Annotated in this window: 17 protein-coding genes, 2 tRNA genes and 2 pseudogenes; 8 read left to right on the top strand and 13 right to left on the bottom strand. The window is 67.7% G+C overall.

The window, feature by feature from the left end; translation table 11 throughout:
• Positions 1 to 168 precede the first annotated feature (168 nt).
• Entirely contained in the window at positions 169 to 1,815 is a 1,647-nt protein-coding gene (locus AC2W7K_RS00150; RefSeq protein WP_344249963.1) for an MFS transporter, read from the top strand.
• A gap of 398 nt (positions 1,816 to 2,213) precedes the next feature.
• Positions 2,214 to 4,793 (top strand): HNH endonuclease signature motif containing protein, encoded by a 2,580-nt coding sequence (locus tag AC2W7K_RS00155; RefSeq protein WP_344249961.1) that lies wholly within the window; start codon positions 2,214 to 2,216, stop codon positions 4,791 to 4,793.
• A gap of 80 nt (positions 4,794 to 4,873) precedes the next feature.
• Here AC2W7K_RS00155 and AC2W7K_RS00160 read toward each other — a convergent pair whose 3' ends face one another.
• Positions 4,874 to 5,275, bottom strand: coding sequence for a VOC family protein (locus AC2W7K_RS00160; protein WP_211978507.1), 402 nt, complete (start codon positions 5,273 to 5,275; stop codon positions 4,874 to 4,876).
• A gap of 195 nt (positions 5,276 to 5,470) precedes the next feature.
• On the opposite strand from AC2W7K_RS00160, the gene AC2W7K_RS00165 reads away from it, so the two are divergent.
• The 3 genes from AC2W7K_RS00165 to AC2W7K_RS00175 all read left to right on the top strand — a co-directional run bounded on the left by AC2W7K_RS00165 (position 5,471) and on the right by AC2W7K_RS00175 (position 10,142).
• Positions 5,471 to 6,844, top strand: a complete 1,374-nt coding sequence (locus AC2W7K_RS00165) for an NAD-dependent succinate-semialdehyde dehydrogenase (protein ID WP_211978508.1) — start codon at positions 5,471 to 5,473, stop codon at positions 6,842 to 6,844.
• Between the two features lie 274 nt (positions 6,845 to 7,118).
• Positions 7,119 to 7,379, top strand: coding sequence for a hypothetical protein (locus AC2W7K_RS00170; RefSeq protein ID WP_198500101.1), 261 nt, complete (start codon positions 7,119 to 7,121; stop codon positions 7,377 to 7,379).
• 180 nt (positions 7,380 to 7,559) lie between these two features.
• A complete protein-coding gene (locus AC2W7K_RS00175) occupies positions 7,560 to 10,142 on the top strand; it encodes an excinuclease ABC subunit UvrA (protein WP_211978509.1) in 2,583 nt (860 codons plus the stop codon).
• On the opposite strand, the gene AC2W7K_RS00180 is transcribed toward AC2W7K_RS00175, so the two are convergent.
• Positions 10,112 to 10,567, bottom strand: a complete 456-nt coding sequence (locus AC2W7K_RS00180) for a MarR family winged helix-turn-helix transcriptional regulator (RefSeq protein WP_137824615.1) — start codon at positions 10,565 to 10,567, stop codon at positions 10,112 to 10,114. The two genes, AC2W7K_RS00175 and AC2W7K_RS00180, sit on opposite strands and share 31 nt — an antisense overlap.
• Positions 10,568 to 10,719: 152 nt before the next feature.
• Here AC2W7K_RS00180 and AC2W7K_RS00185 point away from each other — a divergent pair, with 152 nt between their 5' ends.
• Positions 10,720 to 11,943: an MFS transporter gene (locus AC2W7K_RS00185; RefSeq protein WP_211978510.1), complete on the top strand. Its 1,224-nt coding sequence runs from the start codon at positions 10,720 to 10,722 to the stop codon at positions 11,941 to 11,943.
• 7 nt (positions 11,944 to 11,950) lie between these two features.
• On the opposite strand, the gene AC2W7K_RS00190 is transcribed toward AC2W7K_RS00185, so the two are convergent.
• The 5 genes and pseudogenes from AC2W7K_RS00190 to AC2W7K_RS00210 form a co-directional block, all read right to left on the bottom strand.
• Positions 11,951 to 12,262 carry a FeoA family protein gene (locus tag AC2W7K_RS00190; RefSeq protein WP_486005676.1) on the bottom strand — a complete coding sequence of 104 codons (312 nt, stop codon included), beginning with the start codon at positions 12,260 to 12,262 and terminating at the stop codon, positions 11,951 to 11,953.
• 3 nt (positions 12,263 to 12,265) lie between these two features.
• Positions 12,266 to 12,385, bottom strand: a pseudogene (locus tag AC2W7K_RS00195) (metal-dependent transcriptional regulator); the annotation flags it as partial.
• Positions 12,331 to 12,615, bottom strand: coding sequence for a metal-dependent transcriptional regulator (locus AC2W7K_RS00200; protein ID WP_486005642.1), 285 nt, complete (start codon positions 12,613 to 12,615; stop codon positions 12,331 to 12,333). The gene AC2W7K_RS00200 and the pseudogene AC2W7K_RS00195, both read right to left, overlap by 55 nt.
• Positions 12,616 to 12,640: 25 nt before the next feature.
• Positions 12,641 to 13,918, bottom strand: a complete 1,278-nt coding sequence (locus tag AC2W7K_RS00205; protein ID WP_249120964.1) for a sodium:proton exchanger — start codon at positions 13,916 to 13,918, stop codon at positions 12,641 to 12,643.
• Between the two features lie 387 nt (positions 13,919 to 14,305).
• Positions 14,306 to 15,745, bottom strand: a complete 1,440-nt coding sequence (locus tag AC2W7K_RS00210; protein ID WP_249121096.1) for a DHA2 family efflux MFS transporter permease subunit — start codon at positions 15,743 to 15,745, stop codon at positions 14,306 to 14,308.
• 264 nt (positions 15,746 to 16,009) lie between these two features.
• Between AC2W7K_RS00210 and AC2W7K_RS00215 the strand changes: the two genes are divergently transcribed.
• A complete protein-coding gene (locus AC2W7K_RS00215) occupies positions 16,010 to 17,080 on the top strand; it encodes an Atu2307/SP_0267 family LLM class monooxygenase (protein ID WP_211978514.1) in 1,071 nt (356 codons plus the stop codon).
• 19 nt (positions 17,081 to 17,099) lie between these two features.
• Here the strand turns inward: AC2W7K_RS00215 and AC2W7K_RS00220 are convergent, their stop codons facing one another.
• A complete protein-coding gene (locus tag AC2W7K_RS00220) occupies positions 17,100 to 17,603 on the bottom strand; it encodes a MarR family winged helix-turn-helix transcriptional regulator (protein WP_211978515.1) in 504 nt (167 codons plus the stop codon).
• Between the two features lie 92 nt (positions 17,604 to 17,695).
• Here AC2W7K_RS00220 and AC2W7K_RS00225 point away from each other — a divergent pair, with 92 nt between their 5' ends.
• Positions 17,696 to 18,481, top strand: coding sequence for an SDR family NAD(P)-dependent oxidoreductase (locus tag AC2W7K_RS00225; protein ID WP_211978516.1), 786 nt, complete (start codon positions 17,696 to 17,698; stop codon positions 18,479 to 18,481).
• A gap of 244 nt (positions 18,482 to 18,725) precedes the next feature.
• Here the strand turns inward: AC2W7K_RS00225 and AC2W7K_RS00230 are convergent, their stop codons facing one another.
• The 5 genes and pseudogenes from AC2W7K_RS00230 to gyrA all read right to left on the bottom strand — a co-directional run bounded on the left by AC2W7K_RS00230 (position 18,726) and on the right by gyrA (position 23,298).
• A complete protein-coding gene (locus AC2W7K_RS00230) occupies positions 18,726 to 19,124 on the bottom strand; it encodes a VOC family protein (protein ID WP_211978517.1) in 399 nt (132 codons plus the stop codon).
• Positions 19,125 to 19,407: 283 nt separating this feature from the next.
• A tRNA-Ala gene (locus tag AC2W7K_RS00235) sits at positions 19,408 to 19,480 on the bottom strand.
• A gap of 151 nt (positions 19,481 to 19,631) precedes the next feature.
• Positions 19,632 to 19,705 (bottom strand) — tRNA-Ile (locus tag AC2W7K_RS00240).
• Positions 19,706 to 19,851: 146 nt separating this feature from the next.
• Positions 19,852 to 20,721: a DUF3566 domain-containing protein gene (locus tag AC2W7K_RS00245; RefSeq protein WP_249120965.1), complete on the bottom strand. Its 870-nt coding sequence runs from the start codon at positions 20,719 to 20,721 to the stop codon at positions 19,852 to 19,854.
• Positions 20,718 to 23,298, bottom strand: a pseudogene (gene gyrA / locus AC2W7K_RS00250) (DNA gyrase subunit A). The gene AC2W7K_RS00245 and the pseudogene gyrA overlap by 4 nt, the downstream one beginning before the upstream one ends.
• Between the last annotated feature and the right edge of the window lie 236 nt (positions 23,299 to 23,534).

Consider the following 23,534-nt stretch of genomic DNA (forward strand, 5'->3'; position numbering starts at 1 on the left):
ATGTCCGTGCTGCGTGATGTGCCCCGCCCCGTTGCCAACCGAACGACGCTCCACCGACTCCCGGACGCGCTGCCGACCGAACGACGCTCCACCGACCACAGGAGACTCCACCGGCCGCAAAGCGCGCCACTGACCGCACGACTCTCCGCCGACCGAAAGCAGGACAGCATGACGACCCCGGACCGCGCCTCCGCTGAGGTTGCCCCAGGCTCTGCCTCCGCCCCCGGACACGCCTCCGGGCCCTCCACCGCGCCCTCCGCCCCCGGGCCGAAACCGCGTGTTCCCGCCCAGGTCTACCTGCTCGCCGCGGTGATCTTCTGCCTCGGCACCTCGGAGTTCATGATCGCGGGCATCCTCGAGCCGATCAGCGCCGACCTCGCCATCTCGATCCCGCAGGCCGGGCTCCTCATCACGGGATTCGCCGTCGGCATGATCGTCGGGGCGCCCGCGATGGCCCTGCTCACCCTCAAGCTTCCGCGTCGGGCGACGATGATCATCACGATCGTCGCCTTCTCAGCGCTCCACATCCTCGGCGCTGTTGCCCCCGACTACACCGTTCTCATGATCAGCCGCGTCCTCTCCGCGATCGCGTGCGGTGGGTTCTGGGCGGTTGCCGCCGTGCACACGACGCGGATCTCGCCTCCCGCCGTGCACGGCCGGGCGCTCGCGAGCCTCGTCGGCGGACTCACTGTGGCGAACCTCGTCGGCGTCCCGATGGGCACGTGGATCGGCACGCAGTTCGGCTGGCGCGCGACCTTCTGGGCCGTCGCCGTCGTCACCGCGCTCGCCGCGATCCTCATCGCCTTCGCCACCCGCCCGCGAGCGACAGCGAACGGCATGAGCGGCCGCACGGCACACGGCGCCGGCGTTGCCGCAGCCGGCGCCGACGACCCCGCGACCGTCGAGGACCATCGCGCGGACATCCACCTCCCGACGCTCATCCGCGCCGAGCTCGTCGCGTTCCGGGGCCCGCGGATCTGGCTCGCACTCGGCACGACGGCCCTCTTCCAAGCCTCCGTGTTCGCCGCCTTCTCGTACTTCTCCCCGCTCCTCACCCAGGTCGCCGGACTCTCGCACGACCTCGTCCCCGGCGTGCTCGCGGCCTTCGGCGTCGGCGCGTTCATCGGGGTCGTCATCGGCGGCCGCCTCGCCGACCGCACCGTCTTCGGCAACATCGTCGGCAGCCTCACCGCGCTCGCGCTCAGCCTGTTCGCGCTATGGCTCGTCGCCGACGTGGGCTGGGCGGCGATCGTGGCGATGGTCCTCGTCGGGGCCAGCGGCTTCTCGATCGCCGGCGCCCTCAACGCCCGAGTGTTCCAGATCGCGACCGAAGCGCCGACCCTGGCGGCCAGCGTCAACACCTCGGCGTTCAATGTCGGCAATGCGCTCGGACCCGCCGCCGGGGCGGCGGTCATCGCCCTCGGCTGGGGATTCCGGGCACCGGTCATCGTCGCAATCCTCCTCGCCCTCACCGCCCTCCTCGTCGCCGGCATCGCGATCCGCGTCGAACGCCGCTGGCGTGCGGTTGGGCGGCAGCCCCTCGCCGAGGTGACCGCCCCCACGCCATCAATTGCTGAGTCCGCGTCCGGTGAGGGTGCGTGTTCCAGGGGTGCGACCGGTGAGGTTGAGTGCGCCGAGGCTGCATCCGGTGAGCCTGAGCGGCCTGCGTCCGCGACCGTTGGGGTTGAGTGCGCCCAGGCTGCGTCCGGTGACTCTGCGCGCCCCGGGATCGCGCCCGGTGGGACTACACGTTCGGAGGCTGAGCGCGCTGAGGCTGCGTGCGCCGCGAGGGGCGGCATCGACGAGGAGCGGTGAGCCGCCTCGCGGGTCATCTTTCCCTGCCCGCAGCCCTTCATCGGCCGGTCGTGGTCGCAGCGTCGGTCCCTTCCTGCGCGGCGACCGCCCGGGAACGCTCCGGGAACGTGAGAAAGCCCGCGGCGAGAGGGTGCATCGATGCCCTCGTTCGTCCACGGACCCCGAGTCAGATCTTTGCCGCGGTTCGAATCAGCGCACTCTCGTGTCAGTGCCGAATGCCATCATTGGAGGACAAAGAGGAAATCTGATGGGATTGAGATGAAAAATACTTCGAATGGATTTCGAATCGAGAGTTGACTTTGACTCTACTAATTCGTTACTATTGATGTACTAGTTCGTTCCATTGATTCGTGGCACCACTCTTCCCCGACACTGTTGTCTGAGGCAGGTGAAACACAATGCGCGGCACCACTGCTCCCCCGAGCAGTCACGATGATCCGATCCCCGCCGATGTCCCCGACATCGACGCACACTCACCTGCGCGCGCCACTGGATCGCCCGATTCTCTCACTGAGTCCCCCGTCTCCCCGTCGTCGGGCAATGACTCCCCGTCTTCGGGCAACTCCCGTTACACGCTGCGCGTCGGGTCGAGCATCACGGATTTCGCTCAGGCATCGGCGGCCGTCGATCGTGCTCAGATGACGGTCTTCGAGCTCACCGCCGGAATCATCCTCGGCGAGGCCGCTGCCGACCTCGACCTTCCCGCGCCAGGCGACGGCGAACCATACAGGTTCGCGTCACTCTCGGAATCGGTCTCGCGTGCCACCACGGGCGCAGGCGGCGAACCGGAGGGCGCCGATGGAGACGGAGACGAGACCCCCGCACTGCCCGACTTCCTCCACTTCTCGCTCGACACGACCTTCGCGGCGTGGGTGCACGACCATGTGCGCAGCGAACACGTCGCTGAGACATCGACGATCCTCGGCACGACCACCGCCCGCTCATATCGGCACTTCACCCAGTCGATGACCCTGATCTTCGGACTCCCGCGATTCACCGCTCGCGCCCTCGACGGCCAGTTCACCCACGCTCAGGTCGTCGCCGTCGCCGACCTCTGCCAGACCGTGGCCTTCAGGCATCTGCCTGAGCTCGACGACCATCTCGCAACCCGTCGAGCCGACATCACCTCCGACACCCTGCGCGCATCGCTGCGCAAGAAGATCAATCTGCTCCAGACACCGGCCGACCGCGCCGAGGTGGCCGCCGAACGGCGCCGCGTCAGCGTCGAAACATTCTCCGACGGTTCGGCCTGCCTCATGGTGAACGGACCCGCGGACGAGATCCATGCCTGCTTCGCCCGCGTCCAGGCGATGGCGAGGGCGATCCATGCCGGTCAGACGAACACCTTCGGGCTCCCATCGCGGATCGAGATCATCGATGAACGCGACATCAACGCCCTCATGTGCGACATCCTGCTCCGCCCCCAGCCGAAGCTGCGCATCCGGGTGCGAGAGCTCGACCCGGTGACGGGGATCGAAAGCGAACGGTCGGCCTCGATGCTCGATGACACCGGAGAGCCGCTGTTCTCCGCTGACGAGCGGAGCATCTCCGGCCTCACGGATCTTCTCGATCCCCCAGCGGCCCCAGATCGGAATACGACCGCTGACCCGACCGCCACGGGCGATAGACCCTCCGTCGCGGATCCGCGCACCGGCGGCGACAACAGTCCGCCCGCCCACACGTATGCGCCCGGCGATCCGCGCACCAGCACAAGCCCGGACACCAGCCGCGAGTCGCGCGACGGCACACCTGTGTCTTGCAGTCCGGGCAGCCCGGGTTCGGCCTTCTTCCCCGGTCCGCAGCCACATCCCGTGCCACGGGAGTATTTCATCGACGTCTCCATGCCGACGGGTCCGCACTGGATCCGCAATCAGGCAGGACTCGTCGTCACGCTTCCGCTCATGTCGCTCCTCGGAGACTCGAACCTTCCCGGCGTCCTGCCCGACGGCTCTCCGATCCCCGCGGAGACGGCGCGTCGCATCGCCGCCGGCTCACCCACGCTCACGCGCATCCTCACGGACCCGGCCACGGGCACTCCGATCAACGCCCAGGCGAAGACGTATGCGATTCCCCAGCAGGTGAGAAGGACGCTCATCTCCCAATGGATGATGTGCACCGTGCCAGGCTGTCGGAGAACAGCGGAGAAGTCTGAGATCGACCATGTCGACCCCTTCAATCACGACGACCCGAGCCACGGCGGGCTGACGCGATTCGGCAACCTCCATCCCCTGTGCAAGAAGGACCACGCGCTCAAGACCGCCCGGCGATACTCGGTGCGCATGGCGGACCGGGGGTCGGCGACCCCGGCCGTCGACTACCAATTCGGGCACGGCCTCATGACCACGGTGACAGCACCCGACCAGCCGATCAATGCGGCGCAGGCGATCGAACTCTGCGAACTCCTCCGGGAGAAGCCGCTGCGACGAGCCGTGCCGGACCATGCGGTGCCCGACGAGTCCGCGATCGTCGAGGTCATGCCCACCGAGGCGCAGATCGCCGAGTGGGAGGCCGAAAACAGTCGGGTCGCGGACGAGGCCGCTCGGCAGACGGCGATGAAGGACGCCATCGCCCGCTCCGAAGCCGCTCGGCGCAGACGCCGGCTCTGGCAGGCGCTCCATTGGAATGAGATCGACTGGAACGAGATCGGCCACCAGAAGAGCCTCCCGCCGGGATCCGATCTGCTCACGATGAAGGCACTGCCACCAGGCCCCACCGTTCGCAGACCCCGTCGCGACGAACCCGATCCCGGACAGCTGCAGGCGGAGCGGAGATGGCGAGCCCGATCGTCGACGCCGTGCGCCTACTTCGACACGAGGATCGCCGAGGCGGTGGCCGAGCATTTCCCGGGCAATGAGACGTTCACCGATGACGGCGTCATCGGCCCCGACGAGCCACTCGAATACCCTCAGACCTTCGGTGGAGGCTCAGATGAGAGGATCTGGGACCACGACCCGACATGCGATCCGCCCCCGTTCTGACCGGGACCGAAGCTCCGTGGGCCGTGCAGGAGCCCAGTGGGCTGTGCAGGCACTCGGCCAGGAGGAGTATCGCACCGTCATCAGAGCTTCTCCGAACTCTGCGGGAACTCCGCTCCCGGGGCAGGCTCCCACAGTTCGATCCGGTTGCCTTCGGGATCGGTCACCCACCCGAAGCGTCCGATGCCCTCCATCTCCTGGATCTCATCGACGACGTCCGCCTCGGCGGCCTGCAGCTGCTCGAGCATCGCATCGAGATCGTCCACTCGGAAGTTGAGCATCGTCTGCTGCCGATCGACACCATCGGGCCGTGACCCGAAGTAGTCGGTCTCGTCCTCGAACGCCGCGACCACCGTCGGTCCCGCCGCCTGACGCCACACCCCGTCCGTCATGTCGATGCCGAGCATGTCCTGATACCACGCGGACAACGCCTCGGGGTCACGGGCACGCATGAAGTATCCGCCGATTCCGGTCACTCTCTCCATGCCAGCCACCTTACGTTCGGCCTCGACCCACGGGAACCCCCACCGCTCGTCGGAACTCCCCGTGCACCCGGCCCCCACCTCGGCGCGCATCCCATCATTCGGGAATCTCAGGAATGGGACCCGCACACGATGCGTTCCGCTGACAGGTCTACGCTCGACACTGACCACGACTCCCACATGCGAAAGGACATCCCCATGAGCAGATTCGCTGTCACCAACGCCAACACCGGTGAGCTGGAGGAGGAATTCCCCTCGGTTCCCGTCGGGGAGATTCCCGGTTACATCGACCGCGGTCATGACGCCTTCACCGCGTGGAAGGACACCCCGCTCATCGAACGCTCGGCGATCCTCCGTCGGTTCGCCGACCTCGTCGACGCCAATGCCGACGAGATGACCGACATCATCGGTCGGGAGATGGGCAAACCGAAGCAGCAGGGCCTCGCCGAGGTCGACAAGGTCGCCCGCACCGCCCGCTGGTTCGCCGATCACGCCCACATGCACCTCAATCCCACGGAGCTGCCGTCTGCCGGAGCCGCCCGCAGCTACGTCCGCCACGACCCCCTCGGCGTGCTGCTCGGCATCATGCCGTGGAACTTCCCGTACAACCAGATCGCCCGCTTCGTCATCCCCAACCTCGTCGTCGGGAACGCGATCATCATGAAGCAGGCGTCGATCTGTCCGAAGTCCTCCCAGTACTTCGCCGACCTCCTCGTCGAGGCGGGCCTGCCGGTCGGCGTGTACCAGAACATCTACCTCGACAGCTCCCACGCCGAGGAGGTGCTCAAGGATCCGCGGGTCAAGGGCTTCTCGCTCACCGGCTCCGAGGCCGCCGGCGCCTCCGTCGCGGGAATCGCGGCGAAGTACCTCAAGCGCTCCGTCCTCGAGCTCGGCGGCAACGATCCCCTCGTCGTCCTCGACTCGACCGACGTCCCGGCGCTGGCGAAGAAGGTCGTCGGCATCCGCCTGACGAACGCGGGCCAGGTGTGCACCTCACCGAAGCGCTTCATCGTCGTCGACGAGCTCTACGACGAGTTCGTCGCCGAGGCGAAGAAGGCCGTCGAGGCGACGAAGGTCTCGACCTTCGATGATCCCGAGGTGGGCATGGGACCGCTGTCGTCGGAGAGCGCCCGCGATGAGATCGTCGAGCGGATCCAGAAGTCCGTCGAGGACGGCTCGACCCTGGTCACCGGAGGCCAGAAGCTCGACCGTCCCGGCTGGTTCATGTCGCCGGCCCTGCTCACCGACATCGACCCGGACTCCGATCTCGGCTGCAACGAGCTCTTCGGACCGGCGGTGATGATCTACCGGGCGAAGGACGAGGAGGACGCGCTGCGCATCGCCAACCACTCCGACTACGGGCTGATGAGCTCGGTGTGGACGGACGACCTCGAGAAGGGCGAGCGCTTCGCCGCCCGGATCAACGCCGGCATGAGCTTCGTCAACTCGCACATGGAATCCGGTCCGGAGTACCCGTTCGGCGGCATCAACCGCTCCGGCTACGGGCGCGAGAACGCCGAGTGGGCGCTGCGCGCGTTCACCAACGAGCACCTCATCCGCGTCCACCCCTGACCCCGCGGCGAGCCCGACCGTGCCGCGCTGACTGGTCTGCGGCGGGTCCCGACACCTGAGCGCCCACCGTCATGCGGACGGTGGGCGCTCGCGCAGTGATCGGCGGCGGTGTCCAGGGCGGGCCTGTCATCGGCGGCAATGCCAGCTGACAATGATGTTTGTCGCCATTCGGGGTGGACAGTCGTACCGGGCGGTGCCAGACTGAACTTCCATCCAACGGGGCCCGACCCATCGCGCCACGGGGTATCGCCCCACTGTCGAGAAAGGTCTGCACATGTCCGAGAACACCAACGAATCCGGTTCCGTCACCGCTTCCGAAGCCGCCCGCATCATGGACGACCCCAACTCCACCGAGGAGCAGCGTTCGGTCGCCGCCAGTGTGCTGCGCCAGTCCGGCGGCCGCGACGGTGAGACGAGCGCGTGGGTCGCCTCCGAAGCCGGAGACCTCACCCGCGAAGGTGACTCCGAGGAGGTTCGCTCCGTCGCCGCAAGCGATCTGTCCCAGGCGGACAAGGAACGCGACGAGAACTCCTGACCCCTGACGGCACTGCCCTTTGCGGCACCGCCTCAGGCCGGTGGCGATCCCGCCACCGGCCTGTCGCATGTCCGGGTCACCTCCGCCGATGGCATGATCGAGTGCCGATGGCATGATGGAAAGCCGCCGACACCGCCGCCGTGACGGCGACGGCGCGAATATGACGGAAAGGACGCTGACATGGACGAACGCGACGTCGTTCCCGGGCACATCGCGGTTCGCGGCGCCCACGAGCACAACCTCCGCGACATCGACATCGACATCCCCCGCGACACCGTCGTCGCCTTCACCGGCATCTCCGGTTCGGGCAAGTCCTCGCTGGCCTTCGGCACGATCTACACGCACTCGCGGCAGCGCTACCTCGAATCCGTCGCCCCTTACGCCCGGCGCCTCATCGACCAGGGTTCGCCCCCGCGGGTCCGCCTCATCACGGGTCTGCCGCCGGCCGTCGCCCTCCGACAGCAGCAGTCCGGCAGCACCCGCTCGACCGTGGGCACCGTCTCCCGGGTCTCCAACGTCCTCCGCATGCTCTACTCACGGTCCGGCACCTACCCCGAGGGCTACCGTCCTGCCGATCTCGCCGGCAAGTTCCCCCGGGACGCCGCACCGCTGGACTCCGACAGCTTCTCCCCGAACACCGCAGTCGGCGCATGCCGCACCTGCTCCGGCATGGGGCGTCTCCTCCAGGTCGACGAGGACCTCCTCGTCGGCGATCCCCACCTGAGCATCGACGACGGCGCGATCGTCGCGTGGCCGGGGGCCTTCGGCGGGAAGAACAACCGGCGCGTCCTCCGCGACCTCGGCATCGACATCACCGTCCCGTTCGACTCCCTGCCCGCCGACACCCGGGAGTGGGTGCTCACGACCAGCGACCGGCCCACCATCGTCGTCGAGGAGGGCTACAAGGGCACGTACATGAGCCCCAAGCGCTGGGTCGAGCACACCTTCGCCGACTCGCCGTCGGCGCGGATGCGGGCGAAGGCCGCGTCCTTCATGACCGACAAGCTCTGCCCGACCTGCCACGGCAAACGGCTCAACCCCGAAGCCCTCGCCGTGACGATCGCCGGCATCGACATCGCCGAGGCGGCCCGACTTCCCCTCACCGGTCTCGTCTCCTTCCTCGAAGCCGCCCGCACCCATCCGGCGACGACCGAGCTCTCCGTCGAACGCCACCAGGCCGCGCAGGCGCTCATCGACGCCCTGATCAGCCAGCTGGGCACGATGGTCGACCTCGGCCTCGGCTATCTCGAAGTCGCCCGCCCCACCTCGACGCTCTCGAGCGGTGAGCTCAAGCGCCTCCACCTGGCCACGCAGCTGCGCAGCGGCCTCTTCGGCGTCCTCTACGTGCTCGACGAACCCTCGGCCGGTCTCCATCCCGCCGACCTCGAGCTCCTGCTGACCGCCCTCACACGGCTCAAGGACGACGGCAACACCGTCTTCGTCGTCGAGCACAGCGCGCAGGTCGTCCGCGCCGCCGATTGGATCGTCGACCTCGGTCCCGGAGCCGGTCGGTACGGGGGTGAGGTGCTCTTCAACGGACCGTCGGCCGGTCTCGCCGAGGTGGCCGACTCGGTCACTGCCCGCTACCTCGGCGCTGCGCCTCCGCTTCCGCCAGGCGGGTCGGGGGCGCGGCAGCTCACCGATTGGGTCGAGCTCCGCGACGTCACCGGACACAACCTCACCGGCATCGACGTCCGGCTGCCGCTCCACGCGCTCTCGGCGATCACGGGAGTCTCGGGCTCCGGGAAGACCTCCGTGCTCACGGCCCTGGCCGATGCCATCCGGGCCCGCCTCGACTCGGCCGAGGTCGCAGCTGATGAGGAGCGCAATCCGGCCGCAGTCGAGATCGGGGACGAACTCGTCCACGGGGTGCCCGTCTGGGACCTCGGCAGCGATGAGCTGACGACGGGATCGACGTCCGGCCTCGAGGCCCTCGAGCGCATCATCGTCGTCGACCAGAAGCCGATCGGGCGGACCTCCCGGTCGACACCGGCCACCTACACCGGCCTCTTCGACGGCGTCCGCAGGCTCTTCGCGGCCCAGCCCGGGGCGAAGGAGCGCGGGTTCGGGGTCGGGCGGTTCTCGTTCAATCAGCCGGAGGGACGGTGCCCGGTCTGCCTCGGCGACGGAGTCGTGAGCATCGAGCTCCTCTTCATGCCGACGGAGACGGCGCCGTGTCCGGAATGCCACGGCAAGCGCTACAACCCCGAGACCCTCGAGGTCACCTACCGCGACCGGACGATCGCCGATGTGCTCGCGATGACCGTCGATGAGGCCGCGGACTTCCTCGCCGAGGTGCCGGTGGCGACGACGATCCTCACCCTGCTGCAGAACATCGGACTCGGCTATGTCAGCCTCGGGCAGAGCGCGCCGACCCTCTCCGGCGGAGAGGCGCAGCGGATCAAGCTCGTCTCCGAACTCCACCGGTCATCGCGGGGGCGCAGCCTCTACATCCTCGACGAGCCGACGACGGGTCTCCACCCGGCCGACATCGACATGCTCATCGGTCAGCTCCAGCGGCTCGTCGATGCCGGGAACACAGTCGTCATCGCCGATCACGATCTGCGCACGCTGCGCGTCGTCGACTGGATCGTCGACCTCGGACCCGGGGCCGGCACGGACGGCGGGTCGATCGTCGCGAAGGGAACCCCCACGGACCTCGCCGCCCAGGGCGCCGCTGCTGCCGGCTCCACGGCCAACGGTGCCGGCGCAGCGGCCGGCCTCACCGCCGCCTACCTCGCAGCGGCCGGGGCCTCTGCGTAGAGCGCGGTGACGAGCGGTTCGAGTTCGGGCATCTCGCGGGCTTCGGCGAGGGTCTCCTCGAGCACCCGGTCATGGGTCGGGTGCGCGGCGAGGAGCAGCTTCTCCCCCGCCGGTGTGAGCTCGGTGTAGATGCCGCGCCGGTCATCGGCGCAGAGGATGCGGGTGAGCAGCCCCCGATCCTCGAGGCGCGTGACGAGCCGCGTCGTCGCGCTGCTCGAGAGCGCCGCCGCTCGGGCGAGCTGACTCATCCGCATATGCCATCCGTCCTGCCTGCTCAGGGCGTCGAGCACGGTGAACTCGACGACGGAGAGCTCGTGTTCGCGTTGCAGGCTCTTCTCGAGCCGGGTGTCGATGAGGCCGTGGAGCGCGGCCAGGGTGCGCCAGCCGCGGGCGCGGATCTCCACGGCGTCGTCCCTGATGCCCATGTGTTCCTCCTCGCAATCTCGATCTCCCTATGATACACCACTTGCGCCGATAGACCGCGTGTGCAAGTATTTATTTCCATGCGTCTGCAACTACTGCACACGCCGCATATTGCACAAGCACCTCACAGACCACCGTTCCGGAAGGACACCTCATGCCACTCGCGCTCCTCGCACTCGCCATCGGCGGGTTCGGAATCGGACTCACGGAGTTCGTCATCATGGGCCTGCTGCCCGAGGTCGCCGCCGACTTCGCCGTCACGGAGACCGTCGCCGGCTACCTCATCTCCGGTTACGCCCTCGCCGTCGCGCTCGGCGCCATCCTCATCACCGTCGCCCTGACCAGGGTCAACCGCAAGACCGCGCTCGTCGGCCTCATGGTCCTCTTCATCATCGGCAACGCGCTCTCCGCCCTCGCCCCGACCTACGAGATGATGATGATCGGGCGCATCGTCGCCGCCCTCTGCCACGGCGCGTTCTTCGGCATCGGCTCGGTCGTCGCCGCCGGACTCGTCGCCCCGAATCGGCAGGCCGCCGCCATCTCGATGATGTTCGCGGGCCTCACCAGCGCCAACGTCCTCGGCGTTCCCCTCGGCACGTTCCTCGGCCAGGCCGCCGGCTGGCGCTCGACCTTCTGGGCGATCGCGATCATCGGCATCATCGCCCTCGTCGGCATCGTCACCCTCATCCCCAGGGACGCCGGACGCGCGACCGCGACCGGCAGTATCCTCGGCGAGTTCCGGATCTTCCGCACGCCGCAGGTGTGGGCCTCGATCCTGCTCACCGTCCTCGGCTACGGCGGCATGTTCGGCGCCTTCACCTACATGGCGTTCACCCTCACCGGCGTCTCCGGCTTCGCCGCCTCGACCGTGCCGTGGCTCCTCGTCCTCTTCGGCGTCGGACTCTTCATCGGCAACTTCCTCGGCGGGCGCGCCGCCGATCGGAGCCTCGGTGCCACTCTGCTCACCCTGCTCATCGGCCTCGTCGTCATCCTCGCCGTGTTCTCGCAGGTCGCAGGCTCGCAGCCGGCGACGATCATCGCGCTCTTCCTCATGGGCGGCTTCGGCTTCGCCACCGTGCCGGCGCTGCAGATGCGCATCATGAACCATTCGGGGACGGCGCAGACCCTCGGGTCGGGCGCGAACATCGCCGCGTTCAACGTCGGCAACGCCTTCGGCGCCTGGGTCGGCGGACTGACGATCGCCGCGGGCCTCGGCTACGCCTCCCCGCTCTGGGCCGGCGCGCTCGTCACCCTGGCCGGCCTCGTCGTCTTCGTCATCGCCGGACTCTCCCGCGGGGGAGAGCTGCGCCGAGGCGGTCCGGCCTCCCGGGACGAGTCGACGCGAGAGACCGCTGAGGCTCCGGCGACCGCGGGCTGAGGTCTGCTCACCATGCCACCCGGATCGCCTCGGCGGCGCTGAGGGCGAGTTCGACGGGCACTCCGTCGATGCTCACCCCGATCGCCGAGGCGGCCGGGTTGACGGCTGTCACCTGGAGAACCGTGCCGAGCACGATGCCGCGGGCCTTCAGGTAGCGCAGCAGTTCGGGGGAGCGATCGGAGACGCGGACGACGGTGACATCGCGACCGGGAGTCACCTCGGCGAGTGAGAGGTTCGGTGCCGCTTCGGTGCGACCGTCGGCATCGGGGATCGGGTCCCCGTGCGGATCCCGGGTGGGGCCGCCGAGCACGGCATCCATCCGCTCGAGCACGAGGTCGGAGACCGCATGCTCGAGGCGGTCGGCTTCATCGTGGACCTGATCCCAGCTCAGTCCGAGCTTCTCGACGAGGTAGGTCTCGACGATCCGGTGCCGACGGACGATCTCGACGGCGATCTCCCGCCCGGCCGGGTGAGGGCGATCGCCCCATAGGGCTCGTAGTCGAGGTAGCCGTCCTTCGCGAGCTTCTTGAGGTTCGCCGAAACCGTCGAGGCGGTCACGCCCAGCTGTTCGGCGAGATCCGTCGTGGCGGGACGGCCTCCGGGCCATTCGTAGGCCTTCCAGATGAGGGTGACGTAGTCCTCGACCATGCGGGTGACTGCGGGACGTGGCACGTTGACCATTCTATGCATGGGGATCCTACGCGCGCGGTCCCGTCGTCGCCCCCGCCTCGGCGGGGTCCGTCCTCTCCGCCGCGGCCGCCGTCAGCTGCGTCGTGCGGCGGAACGGGGCGGCAAGGGTCGGAATGATGTCCCTGCGGTGGAGGATGAGGAAGATGATCGCGAGGACGACCTGGATCGCCGAGAGCACGTAGCGTCCGGTCGTGTCGGTGACGAAGAACTGGATGCCGAAGAGCGCGGCGAGTCCGACCGCGGGGATCCAGTGGAAGCGCAGGGCCAGGATGATGGCGACGCCGAGGATGGTCTGCGTGGCCGTGAGCGTGAACTCCTCGACCTGCCGGGCGTCGAGGGGCAGCATCGTGTCGCCGCCGCCGAGGAAGTGGGCGACGGGCAGGGAGCCGACGAGCAGGCTCCACTGGTTGACCTTCGAGGCGATGAGCGTGGCGATCGCCGCACCGCCGAGTCCGCGGAGGGCGAACATCGCGGCGATGATGAACTCCGGTGACTCCGAGGCGAGCGGGGCGAGCCACTGGACGAGGAAGTAGGAGTCGATGCCGAGCGTCGAGCCGGAGGCCACGAGCGCCTCGGCGAAGGGCTCAGCCGAGGTGAGGATGATCGCCGCGGAGACGATGAACATCGCCACGACGGTGACCCGGCGGGCCCGCGTCGGCATCGAGACGATGAGGGCTGCGGCGCCGACGAACTCCTCGTCGCTGGTGTCGGCGCCCTGGCCGGCCCGCCACAGGTAGAGCCCGAAGATGACGATGAGGCCGATGCCGAACCACAGCGGGATGCTGCCGATGAGCGGGATGATGAACGCGATGAGGGCGAGGATGACGAGGAAGCCGATGTCCATCCGGCTCTCGCCGCTCAGCTGCAGGGCGCGGTTGACCGGGCCGCCGGTGCGCTTCGAGACGCGGTAGGCGACGAGGAGGGCGATGATGACGACGAGCGGCCAGCCGAAGCCGAGGAGCAGGCGGTTCGACCCGGTCATGTTCGCGGCCGCGAAGTGGAGGTACTGCGGGTCCGAGCCCGACCGGTACGCGTAGTAGAGGTCGACGGCGTACTCGGGGAGGACGGCGATGAGGGCGAGGAGCGCGATCGCCAGCGCCCCGGCGATGTCCTTCTGGGCGGCCTCGGCGGCCCAGGCGAGGAGGAACGCGGCGGCGACGATCGCGGCGCCGAAGAGGACGAGCTCGATGACGGGGGCGATCTCGATGCCGGCGATGCGCACGACGACGGCGGGAGCGGCGACGAGCAGGCAGAGGATGATGCGGCGGATGAGTGCAGGGGGCACGTGGACTCCTTCAACGTGCCGCAGCCGGGGAGGACCTCGGACGCGACAAGCGGCCGAAGGTCTCGTTCGCCTCACGCGCCCCATCTCAGTCGATGAGGTCCCTGCGAGGTGCCGCGCCGGGCGGTCCTCGTGACCGCCAGTGTGTCGACAGGGCTCAAGCCGGTGGTCGCCGGCGAGGAACTACTCCCCTTCGCCCTCCAGGCTCGTCCACGCGGGTTCGGTGTGTCTACGCACACCTGAGACTTGGGCATCCCACACAATTGCCGCAGCCCTCGTCTACCCCGAGATCTCGGGGCAGACGAGGGCTGTCGCCGGTGTGCTAGTGGCTCAGATCACCGGAGCGGGGACGGTCGCGACGTCAGCGGCCGGCAGTCGGATGCCGCCGGCTCACGAGTTGTCGTCGACGAGCGGAGCCTCGTCGCGGGTGACCTCCCGCTGGTCCTCGGGCTTCTGGATGAAGAACGCGAGGACGACGGGGACGAGCCCGATGATCGACGCGAGCAGGAACGCATTGTGGGCGCCGGGGGCGCCGGCTTCGGCGACGCTCTCACCGGCGGCCTGTCCGGTGTGCAGCGCCGAGGAGTAGATCGAGATGAGCAGGGCGGTGCCCGCCGCACCGGCCACCTGCTGCAGCGTGTTGAGCGCCGCCGATCCGTGCGAGTAGAGGTGCCGTTCGAGGGATCCCAGCGACGCCGAGAAGAGCGGGGTGAACGATCCGGCGAGGCCGAGGGACATGCCGATCTGGATGATGACGAGGACCCACACCGGGGTGCCGATGCCGACGTTCGAGTACGCGAACATCGCCGAGGCGATGAGGATCGTGCCGGGGATGAGCAGCGTCCGCGGTCCCTTGGCGTCGTAGATCCGACCCATCACCGGGCCGAGGAGGCCCATGAGGATCGACCCCGGCAGCAGGACGAGGCCCGACTGGGTCGCACCGAGGCCGACGACGTTCTGCAGGTAGAGCGGCAGGAGGGAGAGCGTGCCGAACATCGAGAGCGCGACGACGGCCATGATGATGACCGAGAGGACGTAGTTGCGCGAGGTGAACACGCGCAGATCGAGCAGCGCCCGATCCGCTCTGATGAGGACGAGCTGCCGCCACACGAAGAGGCCGAGGAAGATGAGGCCGCCGGCGATCGCCGTCCACGCCAGGCCCGTGCCCGCCGAGGCGCCGGCACCGGATTCGCCGCCGCCGAACTGGCTGAGGCCGAAGACGATGCCGCCGAAGGCGAACGCCGAAAGGATGATCGAGACGGCGTCGATGGGGGCGTGGGTGGTCTCGCCGAGGTTGGTCATCCACTTCGCGCCGAGACCGAGGGCGATGAGGCCGATCGGCAGGACGATGCCGAAGAGCCAGCGCCAGCCGAGGGAGTCGAGGACGATGCCCGACATCGTCGGGCCGATGGCCGGAGCCAGGGAGATGACGAGGCTGACCCGTCCCATCATGCGGCCCCGCTGATGCGGCGGGACGACGTTCATCATCGTCGTCATCAGCAGCGGCATCATGATGCCCGTGCCGCCGGCCTGGACGACGCGTCCGAGCAGGAGCATCGGGAAGCCCTGCGAGAGCAGGCAGATGAGCGTGCCGAGACAGAAGAGGATCATCGCGGTGAGGAAGATCTGCCGCGTCGTGAAGCGCTGGAGGAGGAAGCCGGTCGTCGGGATGACGACGGCCATCGTGAGCATGAACGCGCTCGTCAGCCACTGGCCGAGTTCCGGCGGGATGTGGAGCGAGCGGTTGAGTTCGGGTATCGCGATCGCCATCGTCGTCTCGTTGAGGATCGCGACGAAGGCGGCGACGAGAAGCAGCCAGATGACCCGCATCCCCGCTGGATCGATGACGTCATCGCTCGAGGCTGAGGCAGGGGTGGTGTTCTTGTCGGTCGACAAGTCAGGACTCCGATCGGACGTGGTGGTCGGTCTCCGCAGATGAGGCGGGATCTCAGGCAGACACAGCACTCAACGGCGACGTCGTTGGGCTTATTCCGGCTGCAGGAAGAATTGTCGCACAGTTCTCCTCTCCGGCCTCCAGCGTCGCATGCGGTGCTGACACGGAATCTTTCGCACCGCCTCGGCGTTGGCAGGATCATGACGGACACTGAGGATACGACGCAGACAGACTCAGCAGGCAGGGACGTGGAGTTCGGGGTCGACACCTTCGGGGCGGTGACGATCAGCGGTGACGGTTCCCCGGTGACGCAGTCGCAGGCGATCCGCGACATCGTCGACGACGTGGTCCTCGCCGATGAGGTGGGTCTCGACTTCTTCGGGGTCGGGGAGCATCACCGGCCCGACTTCGCCGTCTCGAGTCCGGAGATGGTGCTCTCGGCGGCTGCGGCGCGGACGAAGTCGATCCATCTCGGATCGACGGTCACCGTGCTCAGCTCCGATGACCCGGTGCGAGTCTACGAGCGCTTCGCGACCCTCGATGCGGTCTCGCACGGACGGGCCGAGATCGTCGCGGGACGCGGCTCGTTCATCGAGTCGTTTCCGCTCTTCGGGTATGACCTCAGCGACTACGAGGTGCTCTTCGAGGAGAAGCTCGAGCTGCTCGCGAAGCTGCTGCGGGACCAGCCGGTGACGTGGCAGGGAACGACGCGGGCGCCGCTGTCGAACCAGTCCGCGTACCCGACCACGGAGAAGCCGATTCCCGCCTGGGTCGGGGTCGGCGGCAGCCCCGAATCGGTGGTGCGCACCGCGAAGTACGGGTTCAACCTGTTCCTCGCGATCATCGGCGGCGCACCCGAGCGGTTCGCCCCCTATGTCGACCTCTTCAAGCGCGCGCAGGACGAATACGGTGTGCCGCATCGGCCCGTGGCCATCCACTCGCCGGGCCTCGTCGCCGACACCGATGAGGCGGCGCGCGAGCTCGTCGCCGAGGGCTGGCTGCGGTCGCGGAAGAAGATCGGCCGCGAACGCGGCTGGCCCCCGCCGCAGCCGGGCGACTTCGAGGCGGAGATCGAGTCCGGCTCCCTCTACGTCGGCTCCCCGGAGACCGTGGCGAAGAAGATCGCGAGAACCGTGCGCGCCCTCGGCGTCAACCGCTTCGACCTCAAGTACGACCAGGCCGAGGTCACGCACGCCGCGCTGCAGACGTCGATCGGCCTCTATGGGGAATCGGTGGTCCCGCTCGTCAAGGACATCCTCTCCGGCAGCTGACCGCGGGCGGGAGCCGAACTCACTGTTTCGGACGCCAACCGGCACCCGCGTCGATGGCATCGGCGATTCTCAGGCTGGCGTCCCGGAGCGCCATCGCCTGATCGTCGCTGAGCGCATCGAAGACCAGACGACGGACCAGCTCGGCGTGGGCCGGAGACGCGTCGGAGACGATGTCGAGGCCGCTCTCAGTCAGTCGCGCAACGGTGACCCGACCGTCGTCGGGATCGGCGTTCCTGATTGCCAGCCCTCGCTTCTCAAGACGTGCGACTGCACGGGAGAGGCGAGAAAGAGTGCTGTTGGCAAACCGGGCCAAGGCACTCATTCGCAACGTGTGCCCGTCGGCTTCTGACAGGGCGAAGAGGATGCCGAACTCGAAGTGGCTGATCCCCCAGTTCTCCTGCAGCTGCGCATCGAGCACCGGCGGCAGCCATTCGAGCACTGTGGCCAGGGCCGACCAGGTCTCGAGCTGAGACCCCGAGAGGGGACCGCCGCGCTGCAGATCTGAGGATTCCTCGGAGGTCATCCGACCACAGTAGTCGATTACTTGACCAGGAAACCATTCGCGCTTAGTTTTTACTTGTCTGAGAAAGTAAATGAGCGGCAGGGAGTGCAACGATGAGTCTGCAGGGCAAAACTGTGTTCATCAGTGGGTCGACTCGTGGAATCGGCCATGCCATCGCTGTGGGGTGTGCGGCTGACGGCGCCGAGGTGATTGTGCACGGACGCACCGAACCGGCAGTCGACGCGGCCATCGATCGAATCCGTGCTGCGGTGCCCGGAGCGTCGATCAGCGGGTGTGCGGCCGATCTGGCCGTAAGCGTGGAGGTATCAGGGCTCCTCGACCGGCTCCGAGACCTCGGGGTCGACGTGCTCATCAACAACGCCGGGATCTTCGACGTCGCCGACTTCACGACGATCAACGATGATGAGTGGTCGCGGTATCTCACTGTCAACCTCATGGCCGGAGTGCGGCTGTCGAGGGCCCTCCTCGGCGGCATGCTCACGCGGAATTGGGGCCGAATCATCTTCATCGGAACCGAGTCGGCCGTCGATGTGCCCGCGGATATGATCCACTACGGAACGACCAAGGCCGCGGCGCTGGCACTGAGCAACGGACTCGCGAAACTCACCAAGGGCACTGCGGTGACCGTGAATACCGTTCTCGGTGGTCCGACCTATTCTGACGGGGTTTCCGCACGCATCGAGGAGATCGCGGCAGAACGGGAGATTTCGACCGAACAGCTGAAATCCGGCCTCGTGCGCCCGACGTCGCTGCTCGGACGCTTCATCGACCCGGAGGAAATCGCCGACGTGGTGGTCTTCCTCGCCGGTCGTCGTTCCTCAGCGATCAACGGAGCGGCGGTGCGAGTCGACGGCGGCGTCCTCACGACGCTGACGTGAGTGCACTCGCCATGCAACTCGTTCAACGCGCGGCGCAGGGAGCACCGTGTCCATCGCTGTCCGGATGCTCGATCAAGCGCTCGTGCGGATGAGTTGAGGCCGCACAGTGTGTCCGTCCCCGACGTGCGGCCTCCGCGGAGGCTGTATCCGGTACCGCCGGGCGGGGAAGCACCGAGGGAACAGACAGGAGCCGAGCAGCACCCGACGGTGAGCCTGTCGCGCGAACGCAACCTGGGCTGGGACCTCACTCCGGATCCGTCGCCACCCCGGATGCGTCGGCGCCAGCCGGTTCCCAGAGCTGGATGACGTTGTCTTCCGGGTCGGTGAGGATCGCGAACCTGCCGTTGGGATAGGTCTCCGGATCGACGTCCACCGCGATCCCGGCCTGCCGCAGCTGCGAAACCATCAGGTCGAGGTCGGCGACGCGGAAGTTCACCGACCAGGTCTTGGCCGGTCCACCGAAATGCTCCGAGTCCGCGGGCATGGCCGCGAACACGGTCGGGCCGGACTGCTGCCACCACGAGGGCGTGTCGTAGGTCTCGGGAGGTGCCTCGACTCCCAGATGCCGTTCGTACCAGGCGGTCAGCTCATCGGGCCGCTCAGCGCGAAAGAAGACCCCACCGATACCGGTCACACGTTCCATGCCCTCCTCGCTTCCGTCGTTGAGCTCTGGATGGTCCGCCGTTCGGGGCAGTCTGGTCTGGGCAGTCTAGTTCACTCCGGCTGTGTGTGACGCCCGAGACGGGTCGGAAGGAGACGAATCGTCTCTGCGGAACGGGATCCGGTATCGAGGATGACAGTCAGTATCGAGGACGGCAACAGTATCGAGAAGGGCTGGGGCAGCAGACACATCCCGGGCACGACGAAGGCCCCGAACCAGAGGTCCGGGGCCAACGCCTGCGAGTGCTGTCTCAATTGCTCTCGAGTGGAGGTAAGGGGACTCGAACCCCTAACCCTCTGCTTGCAAAGCAGATGCGCTACCAATTGCGCCATACCCCCAGGTGGGTTATCACCCTACACCGAGTCGGTGTGCTTTGACCATTCGGCCTGGGCACGCTGATTCGTGTGCCGCCACCGGAAGAACACCCCCAGCCCCACAAGGGTGAGACCGGAGAGAATCCACTTCTTCATGATCCTCCTCGAAAGGAAGTGGGCCTACCTGGACTTGAACCAGGGACCTCTTCGTTATCAGCGAAGCGCTCTAACCGCCTGAGCTATAGGCCCTTTTCGGGGTGAACCCGAAGTAAAAATATACCGAACGGCGCATCCCCTGCACAAATCCGCGCGCCGTGACACGCCTCACAGCGTGCCGGCGCGCGGATCCTGTGCTGCCGGACCGGTCAGTTCAGACCGGTCATTTGAGACTCAGCTCAGTCGTCGGTGAGCGTCAGGTGGAAGCCTCCGGCGATGAGGGAGCCGATGTTGTAGACGAAGGCCGCCAGCGTCGAGAGCGCAGTCATGAGGACGATGTTGATGACCGCGATGATGAAGCCCGCGGCGACGACCCGGCCGAAGCCGAAGATGCCGACGATCCGCTCAGCCGACTCCGCGCCGGCGAGCTCGGTCATCGTCGCCTCCAGGCCGCTCATCACGCCGGTGGCCTGGAGGACGATCCAGAGGACGACGAACGCGACGATCGTCGCGATGCCGATGGCCACGGACATGAGGAACGACATCTTCATGACCGACCACGGGTCGACGGCGGCGACGGTGAGGCGGACGGTCCGGGGACCCTTCCGCTTCTTCCCCTTGCCGTTGTCGACCATGTTCTTCACGCCCATCTTCACGCCGCCGGAGCTTGCGCGCACCGTGTTCGCGACGTTGCCCATCACCGAGGTGGCCGGACCGCTGCCGGTCCCGCCCGCGGTTTGGGAGGCGGTCGACTGGGAGTCAGCGGTCTGCGTGCTCGCCGAGGTGGCCGGGGCGGTGGGTGCCGATCCCGTCGACGGTGCGCGGCCGGGCTTGGGCGAGGCCTTCGGGGCCGGCGGAGCGACGACTGTGGCCTTCTCCGTCGCCGGGGCAGCGGACTTCTCCGCCTTCGCCGAGGTGCCGGTGCGCGGCGCAGAACCGCCGCGCCCGCTGTTCGACGATCCCGAGGAGCCCGAGCGGCCGGAACCGGAGGACCCGGACGAACCCGAGCTCGCAGCGGTCTCGCTCTTGCCGGAACCGGCGGTCAGACGGGTCGATCCGCTCGATGTGCGGATGATCTTGCCGGGTCCTGACTGCTTGTTGTCGCTCACTCTTCCACATCCTCGCTGCCGGTCTCGGGGTCCAGACCTTCAGGTTCTGCGCCGGCGGTGTCGGCACCATCGGTCGCAGCACCCTCGGGCTGGGCACCCTCGGTCTCGGGTGCCGCGGCCTGAGGAGCTGCGCCCTCGAGTGCCGGAACCTCGGCGTCGTCTTCGTCTTCCACTGCGGTTTCGGGTCCACGGGTTACTGCGATGATACGGTCATTCTTGCCCGGCTTCGCGAACACCACACCCATGGTGTTGCGTCCCTTCGCAGGAACCTCGTCGATATTCGATCGCACCACCTTACCGCGCTCCATGACGACGAGGACCTCTTCTCCCTCGTCGACGATGAGGCCTCCGACCAAGTCTCCGCGCTGCTCGGTGATCTTCGCAACTCGGATTCCCAGGCCGCCGCGGCCCTGGACGCGGTACTCGTCGACCGGGGTGCGCTTGGCGTAGCCGCCCTCGGTGACGACGAAGACGTACGTGCCCGGCTGGACGACGTCCATGGTGAGCAGCTCGTCGTCCTTGAACTTCATGCCGGTGACACCGCCGGTGACGCGGCCGAGCGGCCGGATCGAGTCGTCGTCGGCTGCGAAGCGGATCGACATGCCCTTGCGGGAGATCATGAGGAGGTGGTCCTCGGATCCGACGATGCGTGCGGAGACGAGTTCGTCCGGCTCCCCCTTGTATTCGCGCAGGTTGATGGCGATGACGCCGCCGGTGCGGTTCGAGTCGTACTCGCTCAGGCGGGTCTTCTTGACGACACCGGACTTCGTCGCGAGGACGAGGAACTCGGCTTCGTCGTAGTCGCGGATCGAGAGCACCTTCGCGATCGTCTCACCCGGCTGAAGTGCCAGGAGATTCGCAACGTGCTGTCCCTTGGAGTCCCGGGAACCCTCAGGGATCTCATAGGCTTTCGCGCGGTAGACGCGGCCGGTGTTCGTGAAGAAGAGGAGCCAGTTGTGCGTCGAGGTGACGAAGAACTGCTCGACGACGTCGTCGCCGCGCAGCTGAGCGCCCTTGATGCCCTTGCCCCCGCGATGCTGGGCGCGGTAGAGGGTCGACTGGGTGCGCTTGGCGTAGCCGCCGCGCGTGATCGTCACGACGACCTCCTCCTCGGGGATGAGGTCCTCCATCGACACGTCGCCGTCGAACCCGGCGAGGATCTTCGTGCGGCGGTCGTCGCCGAACCGGTCGACGACCTCGTCGAGCTCCTCGGAGACGATCTCACGCTGGCGCGCAGGCGTTTCGAGGATGTGGTTGTACTCGGCGATGAGGGCCTCGATCTTCTCCGACTCCTCCTGGATCTTCAGCCGCTCGAGGGCCGCGAGGCGACGCAGCTGGAGGTCGAGGATCGCGTTGGCCTGGAGTTCGTCGACCTCGAGGAGCTCCATCAGCCCGGTCCGCGCCTCGTCCGAGGACGGGGAGCGGCGGATCAGGGCGATGACCTCGTCGAGGGCGTCGAGGGCCTTGAGGTAGCCGCGCAGGATGTGGGCGCGCTCCTCGGCCTTGCGGAGGCGGAACTTCGTCCGGCGGACGATGACCTCGATCTGGTGCTTGACCCACAGGCGCAGGAACGAGTCGAGCGAGAGGGTGCGCGGCACGTTGTCGACGAGCGCGAGCATGTTCGCGGAGAAGTTCTCCTGCAGCGAGGTGTGCTTGTAGAGGTTGTTGAGCACGACCTTCGCGACGGCGTCGCGCTTGAGGACGATGACGAGGCGCTGGCCGGTGCGGCCCGAGGACTCGTCGCGGAGGTCGGCGATGCCGGCGACCTTGCCGTCCTTGACGTACGAGGCGATCTTCGCCGCGAGCGTGTCGGGGTTGACCATGTAGGGCAGCTCGGTGACGACGAGGCACGTGCGGCCCTGGATCTCCTCGACCTCGACGACGGCGCGCTGGGTGATCGATCCGCGGCCGGTCCGGTAGGCGTCCTCGATGCCCTTGTGGCCGAGGATCGTCGCCCCGAGCGGGAAGTCGGGACCCTTGACGATGCCGAGGAGGGCTTCGAGCGCCTCCTCCTTCGTCGCCTCGGGGTGGGAGAGGAGCCACTGGGCGCCGGCGGCGAGCTCGCGGAGGTTGTGCGGCGGGATGTTCGTCGCCATGCCCACCGCGATGCCCGCCGAGCCGTTGGCGAGCAGGTTGGGGAACCGGGAGGGCAGGACGACGGGCTCGAGGCTGCGGCCGTCGTAGTTCGGCTGGAAGTCGACGGTGTCCTCGTCGATGTCGCGGACCATCTCCATGGCCAGCGGCGCGAGCTTGCACTCCGTGTACCGCGGTGCTGCGGCCCCGTCGTCGCCGGGTGAGCCGAAATTGCCCTGTCCGGCGATGAGCGGGTAGCGCATCGTCCACGGCTGGACGAGGCGGACGAGGGCGTCGTAGATCGCGGAGTCGCCGTGCGGGTGGTACTGGCCCATGACGTCGCCGACGACGCGGGCGCACTTGGAGAAGTTGCGGTCGGGGCGGTACCCGCCGTCGTACATCGCGTAGAGGACGCGGCGGTGGACGGGCTTGAGTCCGTCGCTGACGTCGCAGCGCGCGCCCGACGATGACGCTCATCGCATAGTCGAGGTACGACTTCTGCATCTCGAGGTTGAGATCGACCTGTTCGACGCGGTTGATCTCGGTGGGGGTTTCAAAATCGTCAGCCAATGTGGGCTCTTCCCTTGTGTCGTGACCGTTCTTCTGGCCTCGGTGCCCTCTCCCTCAGCGGGAGCAGCGCTCCCGCCCGTGAAGGCGCGGGGTCCGTGGCGAACGGCGGCGGATGGAATGTGCGTGGCAGGAGTGCGGATCCGGCGCCGAGGTGGGGCATCCGGATCCGC

The organism is Brevibacterium sp. LAARM2_SD2, from assembly GCF_057364785.1.

Excerpts from the sequence above, each read along its gene's own strand:
- AC2W7K_RS00220 (WP_211978515.1), bottom strand. The coding sequence starts at position 17,603 with ATGACCTCCGAGGAATCCTCAGATCTGCAGCGCGGCGGTCCCCTCTCG.
- AC2W7K_RS00185 (WP_211978510.1), top strand. The coding sequence starts at position 10,720 with ATGCCACTCGCGCTCCTCGCACTCGCCATCGGCGGGTTCGGAATCGGA.
- AC2W7K_RS00165 (WP_211978508.1), top strand. The coding sequence starts at position 5,471 with ATGAGCAGATTCGCTGTCACCAACGCCAACACCGGTGAGCTGGAGGAG.
- AC2W7K_RS00190 (WP_486005676.1), bottom strand. The coding sequence starts at position 12,262 with ATGGATGCCGTGCTCGGCGGCCCCACCCGGGATCCGCACGGGGACCCG.
- AC2W7K_RS00170 (WP_198500101.1), top strand. The coding sequence starts at position 7,119 with ATGTCCGAGAACACCAACGAATCCGGTTCCGTCACCGCTTCCGAAGCC.
- AC2W7K_RS00210 (WP_249121096.1), bottom strand. The coding sequence starts at position 15,745 with ATGCGGGTCATCTGGCTGCTTCTCGTCGCCGCCTTCGTCGCGATCCTC.
- AC2W7K_RS00175 (WP_211978509.1), top strand. The coding sequence starts at position 7,560 with ATGGACGAACGCGACGTCGTTCCCGGGCACATCGCGGTTCGCGGCGCC.
- AC2W7K_RS00155 (WP_344249961.1), top strand. The coding sequence starts at position 2,214 with ATGCGCGGCACCACTGCTCCCCCGAGCAGTCACGATGATCCGATCCCC.
- AC2W7K_RS00160 (WP_211978507.1), bottom strand. The coding sequence starts at position 5,275 with ATGGAGAGAGTGACCGGAATCGGCGGATACTTCATGCGTGCCCGTGAC.
- AC2W7K_RS00215 (WP_211978514.1), top strand. The coding sequence starts at position 16,010 with ATGACGGACACTGAGGATACGACGCAGACAGACTCAGCAGGCAGGGAC.
- AC2W7K_RS00230 (WP_211978517.1), bottom strand. The coding sequence starts at position 19,124 with ATGGAACGTGTGACCGGTATCGGTGGGGTCTTCTTTCGCGCTGAGCGG.
- AC2W7K_RS00225 (WP_211978516.1), top strand. The coding sequence starts at position 17,696 with ATGAGTCTGCAGGGCAAAACTGTGTTCATCAGTGGGTCGACTCGTGGA.
- AC2W7K_RS00150 (WP_344249963.1), top strand. The coding sequence starts at position 169 with ATGACGACCCCGGACCGCGCCTCCGCTGAGGTTGCCCCAGGCTCTGCC.
- AC2W7K_RS00180 (WP_137824615.1), bottom strand. The coding sequence starts at position 10,567 with ATGGGCATCAGGGACGACGCCGTGGAGATCCGCGCCCGCGGCTGGCGC.